The organism is Actinoplanes sp. NPDC049598 (genome assembly GCF_040675435.1).
Taxonomy (GTDB): Bacteria; Actinomycetota; Actinomycetes; order Mycobacteriales; family Micromonosporaceae; genus Actinoplanes.
In genome coordinates this window covers 146,561-165,531 of record NZ_JBFAOX010000011.1, presented here as the reverse complement: position 1 = coordinate 165,531, position 18,971 = coordinate 146,561, and the positions used below count along the sequence as shown (strand labels likewise).

The 18,971-nt window shown below is 70.8% G+C and carries 17 protein-coding genes; 14 read left to right on the top strand and 3 right to left on the bottom strand.

The features are described from left to right. The first annotated feature begins 27 nt into the window (after positions 1–27). The 7 genes from AB0J66_RS25340 (at position 28) to AB0J66_RS25310 (ending at position 8,506) form a co-directional block, all read left to right on the top strand. Positions 28–294, top strand: coding sequence for a hypothetical protein (locus tag AB0J66_RS25340; protein WP_360239354.1), 267 nt, complete (start codon positions 28–30; stop codon positions 292–294). After that, positions 291–2,978, top strand: a complete 2,688-nt coding sequence (gene alaS / locus AB0J66_RS25335) for an alanine--tRNA ligase (RefSeq protein WP_364665131.1) — start codon at positions 291–293, stop codon at positions 2,976–2,978. Before AB0J66_RS25340 ends, alaS begins: the two co-directional genes overlap by 4 nt. 25 nt (positions 2,979–3,003) lie before the next feature. Further along, complete coding sequence (gene ruvX / locus AB0J66_RS25330) at positions 3,004–3,462, top strand: Holliday junction resolvase RuvX (RefSeq protein ID WP_364665128.1); 459 nt, start codon at positions 3,004–3,006, stop codon at positions 3,460–3,462. Further along, positions 3,459–4,652: an endolytic transglycosylase MltG gene (mltG, locus tag AB0J66_RS25325; RefSeq protein WP_364665125.1), complete on the top strand. Its 1,194-nt coding sequence runs from the start codon at positions 3,459–3,461 to the stop codon at positions 4,650–4,652. Before ruvX ends, mltG begins: the two co-directional genes overlap by 4 nt. 11 nt (positions 4,653–4,663) lie before the next feature. After that, positions 4,664–5,491: a shikimate dehydrogenase gene (locus AB0J66_RS25320; RefSeq protein ID WP_364665123.1), complete on the top strand. Its 828-nt coding sequence runs from the start codon at positions 4,664–4,666 to the stop codon at positions 5,489–5,491. A 1,330-nt stretch (positions 5,492–6,821) separates the two neighbouring features. Next, positions 6,822–8,000 (top strand): chorismate synthase, encoded by a 1,179-nt coding sequence (gene aroC, locus AB0J66_RS25315; RefSeq protein ID WP_364665589.1) that lies wholly within the window; start codon positions 6,822–6,824, stop codon positions 7,998–8,000. Then, the gene (locus AB0J66_RS25310; RefSeq protein WP_364665121.1) at positions 8,000–8,506 is read left to right on the top strand and encodes a shikimate kinase; all 507 of its coding nucleotides are present in this window, start codon (positions 8,000–8,002) and stop codon (positions 8,504–8,506) included. The genes aroC and AB0J66_RS25310 overlap by 1 nt, the downstream gene beginning before the upstream one ends. An 86-nt stretch (positions 8,507–8,592) precedes the next feature. On the opposite strand, the gene AB0J66_RS25305 is transcribed toward AB0J66_RS25310, so the two are convergent. Both AB0J66_RS25305 and AB0J66_RS25300 read right to left on the bottom strand, forming a co-directional pair. Then, on the bottom strand, positions 8,593–11,808 hold the full coding sequence (locus AB0J66_RS25305; protein WP_364665586.1) for an NACHT domain-containing protein: 3,216 nt from the start codon (positions 11,806–11,808) through the stop codon (positions 8,593–8,595). Positions 11,809–11,831: 23 nt separating this feature from the next. Beyond that, a complete protein-coding gene (locus AB0J66_RS25300) occupies positions 11,832–12,509 on the bottom strand; it encodes a Clp protease N-terminal domain-containing protein (protein ID WP_364665119.1) in 678 nt (225 codons plus the stop codon). A 68-nt stretch (positions 12,510–12,577) separates the two neighbouring features. Between AB0J66_RS25300 and aroB the strand changes: the two genes are divergently transcribed. From aroB to nusB, 4 genes are read left to right on the top strand one after another with little or no spacing between them, the layout of a single operon-like run. Beyond that, complete coding sequence (gene aroB, locus AB0J66_RS25295) at positions 12,578–13,624, top strand: 3-dehydroquinate synthase (protein WP_364665116.1); 1,047 nt, start codon at positions 12,578–12,580, stop codon at positions 13,622–13,624. Further along, positions 13,621–14,049, top strand: a complete 429-nt coding sequence (aroQ, locus tag AB0J66_RS25290) for a type II 3-dehydroquinate dehydratase (protein WP_364665114.1) — start codon at positions 13,621–13,623, stop codon at positions 14,047–14,049. Before aroB ends, aroQ begins: the two co-directional genes overlap by 4 nt. Before the next feature lie 60 nt (positions 14,050–14,109). Continuing rightward, positions 14,110–14,667, top strand: coding sequence for an elongation factor P (gene efp, locus AB0J66_RS25285; RefSeq protein ID WP_364665111.1), 558 nt, complete (start codon positions 14,110–14,112; stop codon positions 14,665–14,667). Positions 14,668–14,669: 2 nt separating this feature from the next. Continuing rightward, complete coding sequence (gene nusB / locus AB0J66_RS25280) at positions 14,670–15,107, top strand: transcription antitermination factor NusB (protein WP_364665109.1); 438 nt, start codon at positions 14,670–14,672, stop codon at positions 15,105–15,107. A gap of 310 nt (positions 15,108–15,417) precedes the next feature. Here the strand turns inward: nusB and AB0J66_RS25275 are convergent, their stop codons facing one another. Continuing rightward, positions 15,418–15,906, bottom strand: a complete 489-nt coding sequence (locus AB0J66_RS25275) for a transcriptional regulator (protein WP_020517563.1) — start codon at positions 15,904–15,906, stop codon at positions 15,418–15,420. Between the two features lie 288 nt (positions 15,907–16,194). Here AB0J66_RS25275 and pyrR point away from each other — a divergent pair, with 288 nt between their 5' ends. Genes pyrR through AB0J66_RS25260 form a run of 3 tightly spaced genes read left to right on the top strand, consistent with a single transcriptional unit; the run spans position 16,195 to position 18,937 of the window. Beyond that, on the top strand, positions 16,195–16,758 hold the full coding sequence (pyrR, locus tag AB0J66_RS25270; RefSeq protein WP_364665106.1) for a bifunctional pyr operon transcriptional regulator/uracil phosphoribosyltransferase PyrR: 564 nt from the start codon (positions 16,195–16,197) through the stop codon (positions 16,756–16,758). Beyond that, positions 16,755–17,678, top strand: coding sequence for an aspartate carbamoyltransferase catalytic subunit (locus AB0J66_RS25265; protein ID WP_364665104.1), 924 nt, complete (start codon positions 16,755–16,757; stop codon positions 17,676–17,678). The genes pyrR and AB0J66_RS25265 overlap by 4 nt, the downstream gene beginning before the upstream one ends. After that, positions 17,675–18,937 (top strand): dihydroorotase, encoded by a 1,263-nt coding sequence (locus AB0J66_RS25260; protein WP_364665101.1) that lies wholly within the window; start codon positions 17,675–17,677, stop codon positions 18,935–18,937. Before AB0J66_RS25265 ends, AB0J66_RS25260 begins: the two co-directional genes overlap by 4 nt. Positions 18,938–18,971 lie beyond the last annotated feature (34 nt).

The window sequence follows — 18,971 nt, the reverse complement described above, 5'->3', positions numbered from 1 at the left end:
CGCCCCACCCACTCGGAGGATTTAGCCATGAAGCGCCTGCTCTGGCTGGGCGTCGGCTTGGCCGTCGGCGCCATCGTCGTTCGCAAGCTCACGCAGAAGGCGAACGAGTACACCCCGTCGGGCATCGCCACCTCGCTGTCGCAATCCGCTGGCGGCCTGGTCGAGTCGATGCGTAGCTTCGTGGATGACGTCCGCGACGGCATGGCCGAGCGGGAGCAGCAGATCCACCAGGCGTTCGCCGAGGGTGAGCTGTACGAGGACGAGCCGGACGAGGCTCAGGAGGGGAACCGATGAAGACGGCGGAGATCAAGCGGCGCTATCTGGCGCATTTCGAGGCCAACGGGCACACGGTCGTGCCGAGTGCCCCGCTGCCGGCCATCGACGACCCGAACCTGCTGTTCATCAACGCCGGCATGGTCCAGTTCGTGCCGTACTTCCTGGGTCAGCAGACGCCCGCGTTCAAGCGCGCGGTCAGCGTGCAGAAATGCATCCGCACGCCGGACATCGACGAGGTCGGCAAGACGTCCCGGCACGGCACGTTCTTCCAGATGAACGGCAACTTCTCCTTCGGCGACTACTTCAAAGAGGGCGCGATCAAGCTCGCCTGGGAGCTGTCGACGAAGTCGCAGGCCGAGGGTGGCTACGGGCTCGACCCCGAGCGCATCTGGCCGACGGTCTACCACGACGACGACGAGGCGTTCTCGCTGTGGAAGGCGATCGGCGTGCCGGAGTCACGCATCGTGCGCCGCGGCAAGAAGGACAACTACTGGTCGATGGGCATCCCCGGCCCGGCCGGCCCGTGCTCCGAGCTGTTCTACGACCGCGGCCCCGAGTACGGCGCGGACGGCGGCCCGGAGGTCGACGAGGACCGGTTCATGGAGTTCTGGAACCTGGTCTTTATGCAGTACGAGATCACCGATGTGAAGTCCAAGACCGACTTCACGATCGTCTCCGAGCTGCCCAACAAGAACATCGACACCGGCATGGGTCTCGAGCGGATCGCCTCGATCCTGCAGGGCGTCGACAACCTGTACGAGATCGACGAGGTCCGCCCGATCCTGGCCCGGGCCGCGGAGATGACCGGCAAGAAGTACGGCGCGCACTCGGGTCACGTCGCGGGCGAGTCGCACCCCGACGACGTCCGCCTGCGCGTGATCGCGGACCACGTGCGTACCGCCCTGATGTTGATCGGCGACGGCGTGACGCCGTCGAACGAGGGCCGGGGCTACGTGCTGCGCCGCATCATGCGCCGGGCCATCCGGGCCATCCGGCTGCTGGGCTGGCAGGAGCGGGCGCTGACCGAGCTGCTGCCGATCGCGCGGGACTGCATGGCCCCGTCGTACCCGGAGCTGGCGACCGACTTCGAGCGGATCTCCACGTACGCGTACGCGGAGGAGGACGCGTTCCTGTCGACGCTGCGCGCGGGGACGACGATCCTCGACACCGCAATTGACGACACTCGCAAATCGGGCAAGTCGGCCCTGTCCGGTGAGAAAGCGTTCCAGCTGCACGACACGTACGGCTTCCCGATCGATCTCACCCTCGAGATCGCGCAGGAGCAGGGCCTGTCGGTCGACCAGGACGGCTTCCGCCGGCTCATGGCCGACCAGCGGGCCCGCGCGAAGGCGGACGCGGCGGCGCGCAAGACGGGCCACGCGGACCTCTCGGCGTATCGGGGCGCGCTCGACGCGGGCGGCCCGGTCCAGTTCACGGGCTACCAGGAGGTCTCCCGGGAGTCCCGCGTGCGCTCGATCATCGGCGGCGGCGGCTCCTCGGTCGAGGTGGCCGGCGAGGGTGACTTCGTCGAGCTGGTCCTCGACACCACCCCGTTCTACGCCGAGGGCGGTGGCCAGCAGGCCGACACCGGCCTGATCAAGGTCGGCAACGGCCAGCTCGAGGTCGTCGACGTGCAGCAGCCCATCCCGGGCCTGATCGTGCACAAGGCGCGCGTGATCCGCGGCGAGGTCCGCACGGGCGAGGCGGCGGAAGCCGAGATCGACGTGACCCGCCGCAAGGCGATCTCGCGTTCGCACACGGCGACCCACCTGGTCCACCAGACCATGCGGGCGTTCCTCGGCGAGTCGGCGACCCAGGCCGGCTCGCTGAACGCGCCGGGCCGGCTGCGCTTCGACTTCAACACCCCGGGCGCGGTGGCGCCGAGCGTGCTGCACGACGTCGAGCAGCAGGTGAACGAGGTCCTGCTGCGTGACCTCGAGGTTCACTGGTTCATCACCTCCCAGGAGGAAGCGCGCCGGCTCGGCGCGATGGCCCTGTTCGGGGAGAAGTACGGCGACGAGGTCCGAGTGGTTGAAGTCGGCGACTACGCGCGTGAGCTCTGCGGCGGTACGCACGTCGACCGCTCCGGCCAGCTGGGCCTCGTGAAGATCCTCAACGAGTCGTCGATCGGCTCCGGCGTACGCCGCGTGGAGGCGCTGGTCGGCATCGACGCGTTCGGCTTCCTGGCCAAGGAGCACCTGCTGGTCTCCCGGCTCGCGGAGATGTTCCGGGTGCCCGGCGACCAGGTCGCCGACCGGGTCGAGCAGACCGTGACGGCGCTGCGCGACGCCGAGAAGGAGCTCGAGAAGCTGCGGGCCCAGATGGTTCTCGGCGGCGCGTCGGCGCTGGCGGCCCAGGCCAGGGACCTGCGCGGTGTGGCGTACGTCGGCACCGAGGCTCCCGAGGGCGCGGCCGGCAACGACGTGCGTACGCTGGCCCAGGAGATCCGCGGCAAGATCGACGCGACTCGTCCCGCGGTGGTCGCGGTGGCGGCCCGGTCGAACGGCAAGGCGTCGCTGATCGTCGCGCTCAACAGCGCGGCCAAGGGTCGCGGGCTGTCGGCGGCGGATCTGGTCAAGGGTGCGCTCTCCGGCCGGGGCGGCGGCAACGCCGACCTGGCGCAGGGTGGCGGCCTCCCGGCCGACCAGGTCCCGGCGCTGCTGGCGGCGGTGGAAAAGGCGGTGGGTGACGCCGCGAACTAAGCGGAGGATTACGGGGAGTGACCGAATGAGTGCGCTGTCGCGGGGTAGGCGACTGGGCGTCGATGTCGGTAAGGTGCGCGTCGGGGTCGCGATCAGCGACCCCGACGGGATCCTGGCCACCCCCCTGGTCACGGTCGCCCGTGACATGGGCGCGGCAGACGATGCCGTGCCCACTGACATTGCTGAGCTTGTCCGCCTCGTGGGGGAACACGAGGTGGTGCAGATCGTGGTGGGTCTGCCGGTTCGCCTGAACGGGGCCGAGGGACCTGCCGCCATCGACATTCGTGCGTACGCTGGGCGACTGGTGGAGGCGGTCGGTAGTGTGCCGGTCGTCCTCGCGGACGAGAGGATGTCGACCGTGGTCGCGACCCGCAGGCTCGCCGAGCGTGGCGTGCGCGGCAAACGGCAGCGGGCGGTCGTCGACCAGGCGGCCGCGGTGGAGATCCTGCAGGGCTGGCTGGACGCTCAGCGGAGGCAGAGATGATCGACGAGCTGGACCTCGCGTTCGACGAGAACGCCGAAAAAGGAAGACCCCGGCACCGCCGGGGCTCCCGCGGCGGGAAGAAAAGCGGCGGTAAGTCCGGTGTCGCGTTCCTGATGGCCTTTGTCCTGCTCGCCGTCCTCGGTGGCGGCGTCTGGTTCGGCTACAACAAGGTCAAGGACTTCTTCGTCGCCGCCGACTACGACGGCGCCGGCGGGGAAGCGGTGCAGGTCGACATCCCCAAGAGCGCGACCCTGACCGAGATCGGCAACGTGCTGGTCGACAAGGACGTGGTCAAGAGCACCAAGGCCTTCGTGAACGAGGCGGATGCGAACCCCAAGGGCAAGAACATCCAATCGGGCACGTACAACATGAAGAAGCAGATGTCGGCCCAGAACGCCGTGACGCTGCTGCTCGACCCGAAATCGCGCGTGTCCAAGGGCGTCACCATCCCCGAGGGCAAGACCGCCAACCAGGTGTACGACATCCTGGCCAAGGCGACCGGCAAGAAGGTCGACGAGTTCAAGGCGGCCGCCAAGGACCCGCTGGCCCTCGGCGTCCCCGACTTCTGGTTCAACCGCAGCAACAACACCAAAGCCAATGTGTCGGTCGAGGGATTCCTGTTCCCCGACACGTACGAGTTCGACCCCAAGGCGTCGGCCACCGACATGCTGACGACCATGGTCACCCACTTCAACAACGTGGCCGAGGAGACCGGCTTCGTCGAGAAGGCGCAGAGCCAGCGCAACCTCACGCCCAACGAGGTGCTGACCGTGGCGTCGCTCGCCCAGGCCGAGGCGGGCAACAAGGACGACCTCGGCAAGGTGGCCCGGGTGGCGTACAACCGCCTTTACGTCGGCACACCCGAGATCCCCTGTGGCTGCCTCGAGTTCGACGTGGGGATCAACTACTACTACCAGCTCACCGGCAAGCCGACGAAACCGTCCGGCAAAATGACCACCGCCGAGCTGAACGACCCCAAGAACCCGTACCGCCTGCACGGCAAGAAGGGCCTGACCCCGACGCCGATCAACAACCCGGGCCGGGCGGCCATGGAAGCGGCCCTCAACCCGCCGAAGGGCGACTGGTTCTTCTTCGTGGCCATCGACAAGCAGGGCCACTCGGCCTTCGCCAAGACCCTGGCGCAACACGACGCGAACGTCCAGAAGGCCATCAAGGCCGGCGTGCTCTAGGGTCGTCAACCGTGCAACCCCGTCGCGCCGCGGTCTGCGGCCAGCCGATCGCCCACTCGCTCTCGCCGGTCATCCACACGGCGGGCTTCCAAGCGGCGGGCCTGACCGGCTGGCGGTACTCCTCCTTCGAGGTCGACGAGCTCGCCCTGCCCGAGCTCGTCGACACCCTCGGCCCGGAGTGGGCGGGGTTGTCACTGACGATGCCCTTGAAAGAAACGGCCCTCCGCCTGGCGGCGTCGGCGTCCCCCCTCGCGGTGGCGACCGGGGCGGCCAACACGCTCGTACGCCGTGACGACGGCACCTGGCACGCCGACAACACGGACGCCACCGGAATGATCCGCGTCCTCCGCGACGCGGGAGCAGTGACACCCCGATCGCTCACCGTGCTCGGCGGCGGAGGCACGGCCCGGGCCGCCCTGGCCGCAGCCGCCGAACTGGGCGTCCCCACGGTCACGGTCGTGACCCGCCGCCCCGAGGCCCGCGCGGAGCTGGCCCCGGCGGCCGACGCCTTGGGCGTGCAGATCGTCGGTCATCCGTGGGAGGACGCGGCGGCGGCCCTGAGCGCCGACGCGGTGATCTCAACCGTCCCTAAGGGTGCGGCCGACCACCTGGCGATAGAAGCCGAGTGGCGAGAGGGCACCGTGCTCTTCGACGCCATCTACGATCCGTGGCCGACGCCGCTCGCCTTGTCGGCATCGTCGCGGGGGCTCGCGGTCGTGTCGGGCCTCGATCTGCTGCTGGCGCAGGCGCTCAGCCAGTTCGAACAGTTCACGGGGGTTGTGCCGGCCCCGGAGGCGGCCATGCGAGAGGCGCTCTTCACGGTGGCGGCGGCCCGCTGACCGTGCGTGGTCCTTCGGCGTTGACTGCTCGGGGCTGAGGTCACCCGCCGCAGGCAGGTTCTGGCCGACGCCTACTTCGCTCGCGCCTCGATTGCTCGCCGCGCAGGGCCGCTGCATAGGCCGCATTCGCCGCGTCCCGCCGCGCCCGCTGCATCTGTCGTGGCCGCCTGGCCCCGGCCGCGCCCGGCAGGCCGCGCCCGCCTGGCCCCGGCCGCGCCCCGCCTGGCCCGCTTCGGCCGCCGCGCCCGCCTGAGCCATCGGGCCCGCCTGGGCCGCTTGGGCCACAGCGCCTGCTTGGGCCACAGCGCCTGCTTGGGCCACAGCGCCCGCCTGGGCCATCGCGCGGCTGCATGTGTCGAGGCCGCTGGGCCGCAGCGCTCGCCGCGGCCCCCCAGAGCCCACCCGCCCAGGGGGCCCCCGCCTTGAGGGCCATTCTCGCGGAAATCCGGGGATCTTGCGGCGGGCGCCTGTGGATGACGGCTCGTGTGGATAACCGGCTGTGGCTTGCGGTTTGTGGTACGGCGGTGGGCTGGTGGGCTGGGCTTGCTTGCGCGAGACGGTCGGAGGCATGGGGTGCCCGCCGACGGCTGACTGGGGAGCGTTTTATGCCGTTGGCGGGCACCCCATGCCTCCGACCTTGCCGGGTGTCACGTTGCGGCCGGGAGGGTGGTCGCCGGCTGCTGCGGGGAGGCCGGGCTTGGTGAATCCCCCTGCGGTGGGTGGTGGGCGCTGTTCGCTGCCGCGCTGTGGCTGGGGTAGGGGTGTTGCTCGGGCGGGCTGATCTGGGTGGTGGGTTGGTCGGCAATTCCAGGCCGGTCACGCGGGTTGGGGGTCTCTCGGTCCAGCCGTCGGGCGCGAGATGGCTGCGGTCCGCAACGAGGCGAGGGCATGCGGATCGCGCCGGTCACGCAGGTGCGGCTTGGAAGAAGGGCCAGTGGGGCTGAGGGCAGCGTGGTGCGAAGACGGGCAGGTGGGGCGGCCAAGCGGAGTGCGTGTGGCTCGGGCGGGATGACGACGGCACACGTCGGTGGGGCGGCGGAAGGGGTCGCGGCGGCGCGGTGTGCACGACGGCGATGGGCTGGGCCGGCTATGAGGTGGCGGTGGTGAAGGAGCGGCTCGGGCGGCGGTCGCTCGGGTGGGGCCAGGACGACGGCGAAGGGCTGGGGTGACGACGCGACGGTTAGCCGGACGGGCTGGGCGGTGAGATGGGGTGGGGCGACGGCGCGGGTGATGGCGGCGTCGGTGGGGCGGCGCGTGGGGGTGGGGTCCGGCTGGCGGGATGGGGGTGGGGGTGCGTGGGGATGCGCTGGGGGCGTGGGAAGATTTGGGGGTGTTGCGCTGGCTGACCGCAGGTGAATCGCATGGACCGGCGCTTGTTGCGCTCCTCGAAGGTGTTCCCGCCGGGGTGGAGGTGACGAGCGCGGAGATCGGGCGCGATCTCGCGCGGCGGCGGCTGGGATATGGGCGCGGGGCGCGTATGCAGTTCGAGCAGGATGAGATCGAAGTCATCGGTGGCATCCGGCATGGGCTGACGCTCGGGAGCCCGGTGGCTATTCGGGTGGGTAACTCGGAGTGGCCCAAGTGGCAGACCGTGATGTCGGCTGACCCGGTTGATCCGGAGGAGCTGGCGTCGCAGGCGCGGAACGCGCCGTTGACGCGGCCGCGGCCTGGGCACGCTGATCTGGCCGGCATGCAGAAGTACGGGCATACGGACGCGCGGCCGATTCTGGAGCGGGCCAGTGCGCGGGAGACCGCGGCGCGGGTGGCCGTCGGGGTCGTGGCCAAGAAGCTGATCAAGCAGGCGCTGGGCATCGACATCGTGTCGCATGTGATCGAGCTCGGGTCGGTGGCGGCCAAGGCCGGGCTGATCCCGGCGCCGGAGGATGCCGATCGGATCGACGCCGATCCGCTGCGCTGCCTGGATCCCGAGGCGAGCGCGCGGATGGTGGCGGAGGTCGACGCGGCCAAGAAGGACGCGGACACGCTCGGCGGCATCGTCGAGGTGCTGGCTTACGGCGTACCGCCGGGTCTGGGCACGCATGTGCAGTGGGACCGCAAGTTGGACGCGCGGCTGGCGGCGGCGCTGATGTCCATCCAGTCGGTCAAGGGCGTGGAGATCGGCGACGGGTTCACGCAGGCCCGTTCGCGGGGGTCGGTGGCCCACGACGAGATCATTCCGACCGCCGACGGGGTGCGGCGGGTGACCGATCGGGCCGGTGGGCTCGAGGGTGGCATCACGAACGGGGAGCCGCTGCGGGTGCGGGCGGCGCTCAAGCCGATCTCGTCGCTCAACCGGGCGCTGCAGACCGTGGATGTCGTTACGGGGGAGCCGGCGACGGCGATCAACCAGCGGTCGGATGTCTGCGCGGTGCCGGCCGGGGGCGTGGTGGCCGAGGCGATGGTGGCGCTGACGCTGGCCGAGGCGGCGGTGGAGAAGTTCGGCGGGGATTCGGTGGCCGAGATCCGCCGGAACCTGGCGAGCTACCTCGAGAGTCTGGTCATCCGCTGATGGCGCCCCGGGCCGTGTTCGTGGGCGCGCCGGGCGCCGGCAAGTCGACGATCGGCGCGGCCGTCGCGGCTCTGCTCGGGGCCGAGTTCGCCGACGCCGACACGCTCATCGAGGCGCGGGCCGGCAAACCCATCCCGGAGATCTTCATCGACGACGGGGAAGAGGCGTTCCGGGCGCTGGAGCGTCAGGTGATCTCGGAGACACTCAAGAGTTTCGACGGGGTGCTGGCGCTGGGTGGCGGGGCGATCCTGCACGACGGGACGCGCAAGCTGCTCACCGAGCACACCGTGGTCTACCTGTCGGTCGAGCTCAGCGACGCGGTCAAGCGGGTCGGGCTGGGCGCGGGCCGCCCACTGCTGAACCTGAACCCGCGGGCCACGCTGAAGTTCCTTCTGGATCAAAGGCGGCCGCTGTACGCAGAGGTGGCCACCCACACCGTGGCGACCGACGGCCGGGCGCCGGCGGAAATCGCGGCCGAGGTGGCCGAGCGGCTTACGGCGGCCTGATCCGGTCGGTGGGTGGCAGCCCGCGAGCCGAGCGGCTTGCGGCGGCCTGATCCGGTCGGTGGGTGGCAGCCCGCGAGCCGAGCGGCTTACGGCAGCCTGATCCGGACGGAGGGTGGCAGCCCTCGGCGTCCGATGATCTTGTTGGGCTTGGAGAAGGCGATCTCCAGTGAGCCGCCGTGCCAGTCGCGGAACGGGGACAGGTCGATCTTCCGGCTCGTGGGGAGCCAGATGCCGATCTCGGTCACCTGCTGCAGGCGTACCAGCGGGGTCAGGTCGAGCCCGTCCTCCATGCTCAGCCACAGCATGCGCAGCCGCGGCGGAGGCCGCAGGCTGCGCAGGGCCTGCTCGGTCGGATCGCGCAGGACCAGGAACTCGACGCGGGGCAGCTCGGCGGCGAAGGCGAGATCCGTCCACTCCTCGCCGGAGAGCCGCAGCACCGTCAGGCGGGGGAACGCCTCGGTCAGCCGGGCCGGATCGTCGGCCGTCAGGGTGCCGTAGCCCAGTTCGAGGTCGCGCAGCTGGTTCGGCGGCCCGAACGTGCTGATCGGCGTGCCTTCCAGGCCCAGGTCCTCCAGCGCCGGCATCGCGGTGAGCCGGGAGACGTCGGCCGCGTCGGGGGCGAGCCGGACGTGCACGCTGTGCAGCCCGGTCATGCCGGCGATGGCCTCGACCGCGTCCCGGCTCGTCCCGGCCCCGTCCGAGACGCCGAAGGTCCGCAGGCTGGGCAGGGTGGCCAGCGCCTCGACGTCCCGCCGGGTGATCTCGTCGCAGTTCCAGAGGAAGACCTCGCTCAGCCCGCGGTAGCGGCGCAGCTCGTGCAGGTTCCGGTGGCCCCGGCCGACCAGGAAGAGACTGCTGAGGGCGGGCGCCTCGGGCAGGTCGGCGAGGTCGACCGGGCGTTCGAACCGGGCGCGGAGGGTGCGCAGGCGGCGCAGGTGCCGGGCGGCGCCGAGCAGCGCCGGCTCCGCGATGGTGGCCGAACCGTCGTCGAGCGGAGCGTCGGCCAGCACCTTCACCGCGTACTCCCCGGGGTCGAACGCCCGCCAGGCCTCGATGAGCAGCTTCTGCACCGGCGGGCGCGGATCGGAGGCGTAACCGGCCAGCAGGGGGACGGCCGCCGGGCCGTTGACCAGGACGACGGTGTCGATGACGGCGGTCGCCTGGGCCGCGGTGAGGCCGGCCAGGGTGCGCGGGAGACGGTGCAGGATCGGCTCGCCGACCATGCACAGCGACCGTGCCTCCGACTCCCGGCGGGGCGGCAGCATCGTGTCGAGGCGGCCGAGAAGCTCGGTGATCAGGCTCGGCGGCTCCAGTGAGGGCATCGTCTCCAGGCAGGCGGCGGCCAGCAGGATCAGCGGGCGGCGGTGCCGGCGCTCCTCGTCGGCCCGGCGGAGGAGGCCCCGGATCAGCTCGGCCCGCATCGGGCTGGTGCCGTGACCGGCGGCCATGATGATGGTCTCGCGCCATGTGTCCAGGTGGGCCTGCGCGGCCAGCAGGCCGCCCATGTCCTGCTCGGCCGCCTCGCGGGCGGCCAGGTACTCCTGGAAGGTGCGGTGCACGAAGTCGATGCGCCCGAGGGCGGGCTCGCGCAGCACGCCGCTGCGCTCGACCAGGTGGGTCAGCACCTGCTCGGGGCCGGCCGTGACCCGGTGCATCCCGGCCAGGCGACGGTCCAGGTAGGAGAGCGCTTCCGCGCGGGACAGCTCGGACCGGTTGTTCAGGGTGATCCGCCAGGCCAGGTCCTGCAGCAGTTGCAGACGCTCGCGGGCGGTCATCTCCGGCGGCGCGGCCGGCACGCCCCGCTCGGTGTCCCGGCGGTGCAGGAGCATGTCGACGGCGGCCTGGTAGATGCCCATGCGGTCGGGCGGCAGATGCGTCTCGCGGTCGAGGTTGAGCGCGCAGAGCATCGCGGCCATCAGCGGGTTGCCGGCCAGGCGGTACAGGTGGCGGTTGGCCGCGAGCTGGGTGAGCAGCGACTGCTCGTACCGCGGAAGTTCGCGCGGGGCGCAGGGTAGCGACGGCGACGATCGCGCGGCGCGGTGCCACTGATCGATCAGGGCCCGTACGTCCGCGGGGGTGAGCCGCTCCAGCGACAGCGAGTCGAAGTCGTCGAGCCAGCGCACCGGGGCGGCCGGCGGGCGGGAGGTGACGACGACCAGGGACCGGGGGTACGCGTCGAGCAGGTCCCGCAACCACGTCCGCACGTGGGGGCGCCGATCGGCCGGAAGCTCGTCCACGCCGTCCACCAGCAGCAGGCCGCGCCCCTCGGCCAGCTGGCGATGCACCCAGCCCGGGGGCATGGTGCCGGCGATCGGGTCGGCCACACCGGTCAGGAACTGCTCGGGGGTGGGCAGCGCGGCCGGCCAGCTGCGCAGCTTGATCAGGAACGGGACGCGGCCGTTCCACTCGGCGAGCGGGCCGGTGAAGCCGTCGCCGGCGGCGGTGACGGCGAGCCAGCGCAGCAGAGTGGACTTGCCGGCGCCGGCCTCGCCACGGATCAGGATGCGCCGGCGGGTGGCCAGGGCCTGCTCGACACGTTCGGACCCGGCGGCCTCCTCCGGCCGCGCGTGCCGCAGGGCGAACCGGGGCGTCGCCGCCGGGCCGTCGCCGGTGACGGCCAGGCTGATGTACGCGACGCTCAGCGTGGTCCGGGGGCGGAACTGGGTCTCGACGCCGACCAGTTCGAGCACGTTCAGCTTGCTGGTCAGCACCTCGGCGTACCGCGGGCGGAAATCGGCCGTGACCAGGCCGCCGACCGCGAGATGCCGCAGGGTCTCCGACATGACGCCGGTGAGCTCGGTCAGGCGGGCCAGCATCTCGACAGCGGCCCGGTGGCCGAACGGCGCGGTCCGGACGACGAACTGGGTGAAGCAGCGGGCGCAGTCGTCCAGGGCGAGGTCGTAGAGCCGCTGGGCCAGCTCGGAGAGGCCGGCGGGTGGGGCGGCGGCGCGCAGGTGGGCGGCCAGGCGTACGGGGTCGAGGTCGGCCGCGAAGAGCGCGTCGTCGGTCAGGTCGGCCCGCCGGAACGTGTCGGCCACGGCGTCGAGGGCGGCCACGGCCTCGTTCGGCGGCAACGCGGCGAACCGGGTGGAGATCAGCGGGGTCAGGCGTTCGGCGACCTCGTCGACCACCGACTCGATCTGGCGCTCGCCGCGGCGACGGGTGAACTCGTCCCGGGCGGACTGCTGGAGGAGCTCGGCCAGCGGCAGGGTCCGCTCGCGAGTCTGCCGCCGGCCGGTCAGCCACCGGGTGAACACGGGCGTGACGACGGCCCGGCCCACATTGAGCAGTGCGGTCTCCATTCCCGTCACGAGGCGGACTGTACTCAGTTCAGGCGACTCTCCAAACGCTCGATGCGCTCGATGAGCGGCGCCAGGGCGGCGGTCAGCGCGTCCGGCTGCGGGGCGCGGGCCGCGCGCAGGTGGGCGTAGCCGGCCAGGGCGGCGGTGACGGCGCGGCGGATGGCCCGGCCGTCGGCGCCGCGGGCCCGCAGGACCTCGCCGGCGGCGCCCTCGGGCTCGGCGGCCAGGGCGATGATCAGGTGCTCGCAGCCGACGTAGTTGTGGCCGAGGCCGATCGCCTCGCCGACGGCCAGCTCCAGGGCGATGGCGGCCGGCTTGCTGAACCGCGGGCCGGTGGCGTCGCCGGTCGGCTCGCCGGTGGTGGGCGCGGTGATGGTGGTGGGCGGGATGTCCATCGCGGAGAGGATCTGCAGGGCCAGGTTCTGCCCCTCGGCGAGGATGCCGTGCAGCAGGCCGCCGGTGGTGACCGGATCGTCCCGCTGGGCGGCCAGCGACAGGACGGTGACCAGCCGCGGCGTGAAGCTGGGCAGGCGCTCGGCCAGGGCGGCCGGGTCGAGGTCGGTCACGGTGGCGTCGCGGATGGCGGCCACGCGCTGCACGGCCTGCTCCAGGGCGCGCTGGCAGATGGCGGAGACGGGGATGCCGCTCTCCCGGACGGCGTCGGCGAGATCGTCGGGCAGGTACACGTTGATTTTGGGCATGGGACATGTGTAACCCGTCTGGGGGTAGAAAGATATAACCCCATGGACCCCGGTCTAGGGTTTGCGCCGTGGTTACACGCATCCCGGTGGCCGGTGACCGTCCGTACGACGTCCTGGTCGGTCATGATCTGTACGGCGAGCTGCCCTCGCTGATCGAGGGGGCGGCGCAGGCCGCAGTCCTGTTCTCGGCGCCGCTGCGGGCCCGCGCGGAGGCAGTGGCTGCCGCGACCGGCGTGAAGACGCTGCTCATCGAGGTGCCGGACGCCGAGGCGGGCAAGACCGTCGAGGTCGCGGCGATCTGCTGGGACGAGCTCGGGCGGAACAACTTCACCCGTACGGACGTGGTGATCGGCGTCGGCGGGGGAGCGGTCACCGACCTGGCCGGTTTCGTGGCCGCGAGCTGGCTGCGCGGGGTGCGGTGGGTGCCCTGCTCGACGTCGCTGCTCGGCATGGTCGACGCGGCCGTGGGTGGCAAGACCGGCGTGAACATCGCCGCCGGCAAGAACCTGGTCGGCGCGTTCCACCCGCCGGCCGGGGTCCTCTGCGATCTGGACTCGCTGGCCACGCTGCCCGCCGACGACCTGACGGCCGGGCTGGCCGAGGTGATCAAGTGCGGGTTCATCGCCGACCCGGTCATCCTGGACCTGGTCGAGAAGGGCGACCTCGGCCCCGACGTGCTGCGGGAGCTGGTCGAGCGCGCGATCCGGGTCAAGGCCGAGGTGGTGAGCGTCGATCTCAAGGAGTCGGGGCTGCGCGAGATCCTCAACTACGGGCACACGCTGGGGCACGCCATCGAGAAGCGCGAGCGGTACGCCTGGAAGCACGGGCACGCGGTATCGGTGGGGATGATCTTCGCCGCCGCGCTCGCGCACCAGGCCGGGCGGCTGGACGAGGCGACCGCGCGGCGGCACCGGGCGGTCCTCGAGCAGGTGGGGCTGCCGACCTCGTACGGGCCGGAGGCCTGGCCCGAGCTTCTGAGCGCGATGCGGGTCGACAAGAAGGCGCGGGCGGCCACGCTGCGGTTCGTGGTGCTCGACGGCCTGGCCGAGCCGGGCATCCTGACCGGGCCGGAGGAGAGCCTGCTGGAGCGGGCGTACGCGGAGGTGGCGCGATGATCTACGTGCTGAACGGCCCCAATCTCGGGCGGCTGGGCACGCGCGAGCCGTCCGTGTACGGCCACGACACGTACGCCGACCTGGAGAAGCTCTGCCTGGAGACCGGGGAGCGCTTGGGCGTACGGGTCGAGGTGCGCCAGACCGACGCCGAGTTCGAGATGATCAAGTGGCTGCACCGGGCGGCCGACGAGGGCGCCGACGTGGTGCTCAACCCGGCGGCGTGGTCGCACTACAACATCGCGATCCGGGACGCCGCGGCCCAGCTGCGCGGACGGCTCATCGAGGTGCACATCTCGAACATTCATACACGCGAGGAATTCCGGCATCATTCGGTCATCTCGGCCGTCGCCACCGGCGTTCTGGCCGGGCTCGGTGTCGATGGGTACCGGCTCGCGCTCGAGCACCTGGCCCGATTCGCCGGTTAGACGTTCCCGCCGGTAAACTCGGTCGGTCACCGACAGCTTCCATAGAAATCAAGGCAGGGCATGGCTTCCACGAACGACCTGAAGAACGGCCTGGTGCTCAACCTCGACGGCGACCTGTGGTCCGTCGTGGAGTTCCAGCACGTCAAGCCCGGCAAGGGTGGAGCGTTCGTGCGCACCACGCTCAAGAACGTGCTGTCCGGCAAGGTCGTCGACAAGACGTTCAACGCCGGCACCAAGGTCGAGACGGCCACGGTCGACAAGCGCACGATGCAGTACCTCTACCAGGACGGCGACGACTTCGTCTTCATGGACCTGGACACGTTCGACCAGATCACCGTGCCCGGCGGCACCGTCGGCGAGAACGCCAACTACCTGCTGCCCGAGGCCGAGGCGACGGTCGCCACGCACGAGGGCGTGCCGCTCTACATCGAGCTTCCGACCAGCGTGTTCCTCGAGGTCACCTACACCGAGCCGGGCCTGCAGGGCGACCGCTCGACCGGCGGCACCAAGCCGGCCACCGTCGAGACCGGCGCGACGGTGAACGTTCCGCTGTTCATCACCACCGGCGAGAAGATCAAGGTCGACACCCGCGACGGCCGTTACCTCGGTCGTTCCTGATCATGGCGGATGCTCCTCGCTCGACGCAGACACCGGCCCGTCGCAAGGCCCGCAAGCGGGCCTTGGACGTGCTGTACGAGGCCGATCTGCGTGACCTCCCGCCGCGGGAGGTGCTCGCGACCTACCTCGAGCGCATCGCCAAGCCCCACCCGGACCACCTTGACTACGCGGTCGGGCTCGTCGAGGGTGTGGCCGAGCACCTCGACCGTATCGACGAGCTGATCGCGAGCTACGCCGAGGGCTGGACGATCGACCGCATGCCGGTCGTCGACCGCAACCTGGCCCGGATCGCCGTCTACGAGCTGCTGTACGTGCCGGAGATCGACGACCCGGTCGCGATCACCGAGGCCGTCGAGCTGGCCAAGACGATGTCCACCGACGACAGCCCGCGCTTCCTCAACGGCGTCCTCGGCCGGATCGCGGAGTTCGCCACCCGCTAAGCGCTTTCCGGCCCCGAGTTCATACGAACTCGGGGCCTCTTTTCTTGATCAAAACGGTCGACATTACTGCCAGTTGTTTTCTGCAATTTTGTGACAGCGTTTGCGGTGGTATGTCACGCACAGTGGGCAGTCGATCACAGGCTCTGAGTGCGAAAAAGCCCGCGTGAGCGACGCGGGCTTTTTGGCGTGTGGACTCGGGCCGGCGGGAGGCGGGGGCCGGGCCGGCGCGGCGAGTCGAGCGGGGGAAGAGGGGGTTGTGGCCGGTGGGGAGACCGGCGTTGATCAGTTCACCAAATGCGAAACGCGGAACTCAGCTGGCGAAGAACGCGCGCGGGTCGGCCACGAGAACGCCCTGTTCGGTGAGGCGCTCGATGAGGCCCGAGGGGGAGATGTCGTAGACGATGGCCAGCGCCCGCAGGTCGTCGGCGCGGATGGACAGCACGCGGCCGTTGTAGTCGCCGCGCTGCTGCTGGATGGCCCGGGCGTACCGGGCGACATAGGCCAGGTCCTCGCCGGTGGTGTCGTACAGCTTCTCGAGGTCCAGCACGATCTTGTTGGTGGCCTCGAGACGGACCCCGCTGCCGTCGGGCAGCAGCTCCGAGACGGGAACGCGGTAGAAGTCAGCGAGTTCGGCGAGACGCGAGACGGTGACCGCGCGGTCGCCGCGCTCGTACGATCCCACCACGACGGCCTTCCAGCGGCCGTTCGACTTCTCCTCCACGCCCTGCAGGGACAGGCCCTGCTGCTGGCGGATGGAACGCAGGCGGGCGCCCAACGACTTGGCGTACTCAGACGGCATTCGGAACACTCCCACTGTGCATGTCGCGGAAGGTTCTTCTCCCGCGATCGCTACGCAGCGTGACGGTACGGAGTTTGCGACTTCCGGTCAAGTGTCGGTTACCGATGAGTCGCGAGCCGATGGGGAGAAGTGTCGGATAAGTCCGATCGCCGTCACCGTCAGGCACGTCACCATGGTCACCGCCGCGTGCACTGGTAACGTAGCGTCAGCCCATGTGGTGACCCCTCCCGGGGTTGCCCTGAACTTCCTTTAACGACCCGTCCCGTGAGGCGGGGAAGGAGGTCCGCCGTGGCGCAGCCACGTGCCGACACGCCCAGTAAGATCATCTTGAGCGCGTCCGACCTGCACCGGGTCGTCGACCGGGTCGCTCATCAGATCCTGGAGAAGACGTCCGGGGCCACCGGCACCGTCCTGCTCGGGATTCCCACCCGCGGGGTGCCGCTCGCGCAGCGCCTGGCCGCCCGCATTCACGCCTTCGAGGGCATCGACGTGCCCGTCGGATCGCTCGACATCACCCTCTACCGCGACGACCTGCGGCTGCACGCCACCCGCGCGCTCGGCAAGACCGAGCTGCCCGGCGGCGGCATCGACGGCCGGCGGGTCATCCTCGTCGACGACGTGCTGTTCAGCGGCCGTACGGTCCGGGCCGCGCTGGACGCCCTGAACGACGAGGGGCGGCCGAGCTCCGTACAGCTGGCCGTCCTGGTCGACCGGGGCCACCGGCAGCTGCCGATCCGCGCCGACTACGTCGGCAAGAACATTCCGACTGCTCTCTCCGAGAGCGTCCGCGTCTCACTGACCGAGACGGACGGGCTCGACGAGGTACGACTGACGGGGAGCGACGACCAATGATCAAGCATCTCCGTTCCGCCGCCGATCTCGACGCGGCCACGGCCACCCTGATCCTGGACACCGCGGGGGAGATGGCCGCCCTGGCCGGCCGCGAGGTCAAGAAGCTGCCGACGCTGCGCGGCCGTACGGTCGTGAATCTGTTCTACGAGGACTCGACCCGCACCCGCATCTCGTTCGAGGCGGCGGCCAAGCGTCTCTCGGCTGACGTCATCAACTTCTCGGCCAAGGGCTCCAGCGTCTCGAAGGGCGAGAGCCTGAAGGACACGGCGCTGACCCTGCAGGCGATGGGGGCCGACGCGGTCGTCATCCGTCACCCGGCCTCGGGCGCGCCGCACCGGCTGGCCCAGTGGGTCGACGGCTCGGTGGTCAACGCCGGTGACGGTACGCATGAGCACCCCACCCAGGCGCTGCTGGACGCGTACACGATGCGCTCGCGGCTCGGGCGCCTCGACGGTCTCAAGGTCGCCATCGTGGGTGACGTGCTTCACAGCCGGGTCGCGCGATCAAACGTTCTGCTGCTCACGACCCTCGGCGCCTCGGTCACCCTCGTCGGGCCGCCCACGCTCATCCCGCTCGATGTCGCCGCGGCGCTCTCCAAGACGACGAAAGTGTCGTACGACCTCGATAGCGTCCTGCCCGACATGGACGTGGTGATGATGTTGCGAGTGCAGACCGAGCGCATGCAGGACTCGTACTTCCCCTCCGCCCGGGAGTACAGCCGCCGCTACGGTCTCGACCTCGCGCGCATGCGCAAGATGCCGGAGCATTCGATCGTCATGCACCCCGGCCCGATGAACCGCGGCATGGAGATCACGCCCGAGGTGGCCGACTCCTCCCGATCCACCATCGTCGAACAGGTCGCCAACGGGGTCAGCGCCCGCATGGCCGTTCTTTATCTGCTGCTTGGGGGCAAGGCGTGAGTTTCTTGATTAAGGGCGTGTCGGTGCTCGGCGCCGCGCCGGCCGACCTGCTGATCAGCGACGGCGCGATCGTCTCCGACATTTCGGACAAGCCCGAGGTCATCGACGCCGACGGGCTGGTCGCGCTGCCGGGTCTGGTCGACCTGCACACCCACCTGCGCGAGCCGGGCCGCGAGGACGCGGAGACGGTCGAGACCGGCTCCCGGGCGGCCGCGCTCGGCGGGTACACGGCGGTCTTCGCGATGGCCAACACGTCGCCGGTGGCCGACACGGCCGGCGTCGTGGAGCAGGTCTGGCGGCTGGGCCGCGAGGCCGGGCTGGTCGACGTCCAGCCGATCGGCGCCGTCACGGTCGGCCTGGCCGGCCGGCAACTGGCCGAGCTGGGTGCGATGGCGACCTCGGCCGCGGGCGTACGGATCTTCTCCGACGACGGTTTCTGCGTGGCCGACCCGCGCCTGATGCGCCGCGCCCTGGAGTACGTGAAGGCGTTCGACGGCATCATCGCCCAGCACGCCGAGGAGCCCCGCCTCACCGAGGGCGCCCAGATGCACGAGGGCGAGGTCAGCACCCGCCTCGGCCTGACCGGCTGGCCCGCGGTGGCCGAGGAGGCCATCATCGCCCGCGACGTGCTGCTGGCCGAGCACGTGGGCAGCCGCCTGCACGTCTGCCACGTCTCCACCGCCGGCTCGGTCGAGGTGCTGCGCCAGGCCAAGGCCCGCGGCGTGCGCGTCACGGCCGAGGTCACCCCGCACCACCTCCTGCTGACCGACGAGCTGGCCGCGTCGTACGACCCGGTCTTCAAGGTCAACCCGCCGTTGCGTACCGCCTCGGACGTCCTCGCCCTGCGCGAGGCGCTGATCGAGGGCGTCATCGACGTGGTCGCGACCGACCACGCGCCGCACGCGGTGGAGGACAAGGAGTGCGAGTGGGCGTACGCCCGGCCCGGCATGGTCGGGCTGGAGACGGCGCTGCCGGTCGTCCTCTCGGTGCTCGGCGAGCAGTGGGATCTGATCGCCGAGCGGATGTCCCGGACCCCCGCGAAGATCGCGGGCCTGACCGGCCACGGCACCGACCTGAGCGTCGGGAGCCCGGCCAACCTCACGCTGGTGGATCCGTCCGCCCGCCGGGTAGTGGACCCGGGCGAGCTGGCGAGCCGCAGCCGCAACACACCGTACGCGGGCACCACCCTGCCGGGTCGCATCGTGGCGACGTTCCTCCGGGGAGTTCCTACGGTCCTCGATGGGAAGGCTGTTAAGTGAGTTCTACAAACGATTCTGCAGTGCGGCGAAGCCG

Coding starts and splice junctions, on each gene's coding strand:
- aroQ (WP_364665114.1), top strand. CDS start 13,621: ATGATCTACGTGCTGAACGGCCCCAATCTCGGGCGGCTGGGCACGCGC.
- ruvX (WP_364665128.1), top strand. CDS start 3,004: ATGAGTGCGCTGTCGCGGGGTAGGCGACTGGGCGTCGATGTCGGTAAG.
- AB0J66_RS25300 (WP_364665119.1), bottom strand. CDS start 12,509: ATGCCCAAAATCAACGTGTACCTGCCCGACGATCTCGCCGACGCCGTC.
- AB0J66_RS25340 (WP_360239354.1), top strand. CDS start 28: ATGAAGCGCCTGCTCTGGCTGGGCGTCGGCTTGGCCGTCGGCGCCATC.
- efp (WP_364665111.1), top strand. CDS start 14,110: ATGGCTTCCACGAACGACCTGAAGAACGGCCTGGTGCTCAACCTCGAC.
- nusB (WP_364665109.1), top strand. CDS start 14,670: ATGGCGGATGCTCCTCGCTCGACGCAGACACCGGCCCGTCGCAAGGCC.
- AB0J66_RS25275 (WP_020517563.1), bottom strand. CDS start 15,906: ATGCCGTCTGAGTACGCCAAGTCGTTGGGCGCCCGCCTGCGTTCCATC.
- AB0J66_RS25305 (WP_364665586.1), bottom strand. CDS start 11,808: ATGGAGACCGCACTGCTCAATGTGGGCCGGGCCGTCGTCACGCCCGTG.
- AB0J66_RS25265 (WP_364665104.1), top strand. CDS start 16,755: ATGATCAAGCATCTCCGTTCCGCCGCCGATCTCGACGCGGCCACGGCC.
- alaS (WP_364665131.1), top strand. CDS start 291: ATGAAGACGGCGGAGATCAAGCGGCGCTATCTGGCGCATTTCGAGGCC.
- AB0J66_RS25310 (WP_364665121.1), top strand. CDS start 8,000: ATGGCGCCCCGGGCCGTGTTCGTGGGCGCGCCGGGCGCCGGCAAGTCG.
- mltG (WP_364665125.1), top strand. CDS start 3,459: ATGATCGACGAGCTGGACCTCGCGTTCGACGAGAACGCCGAAAAAGGA.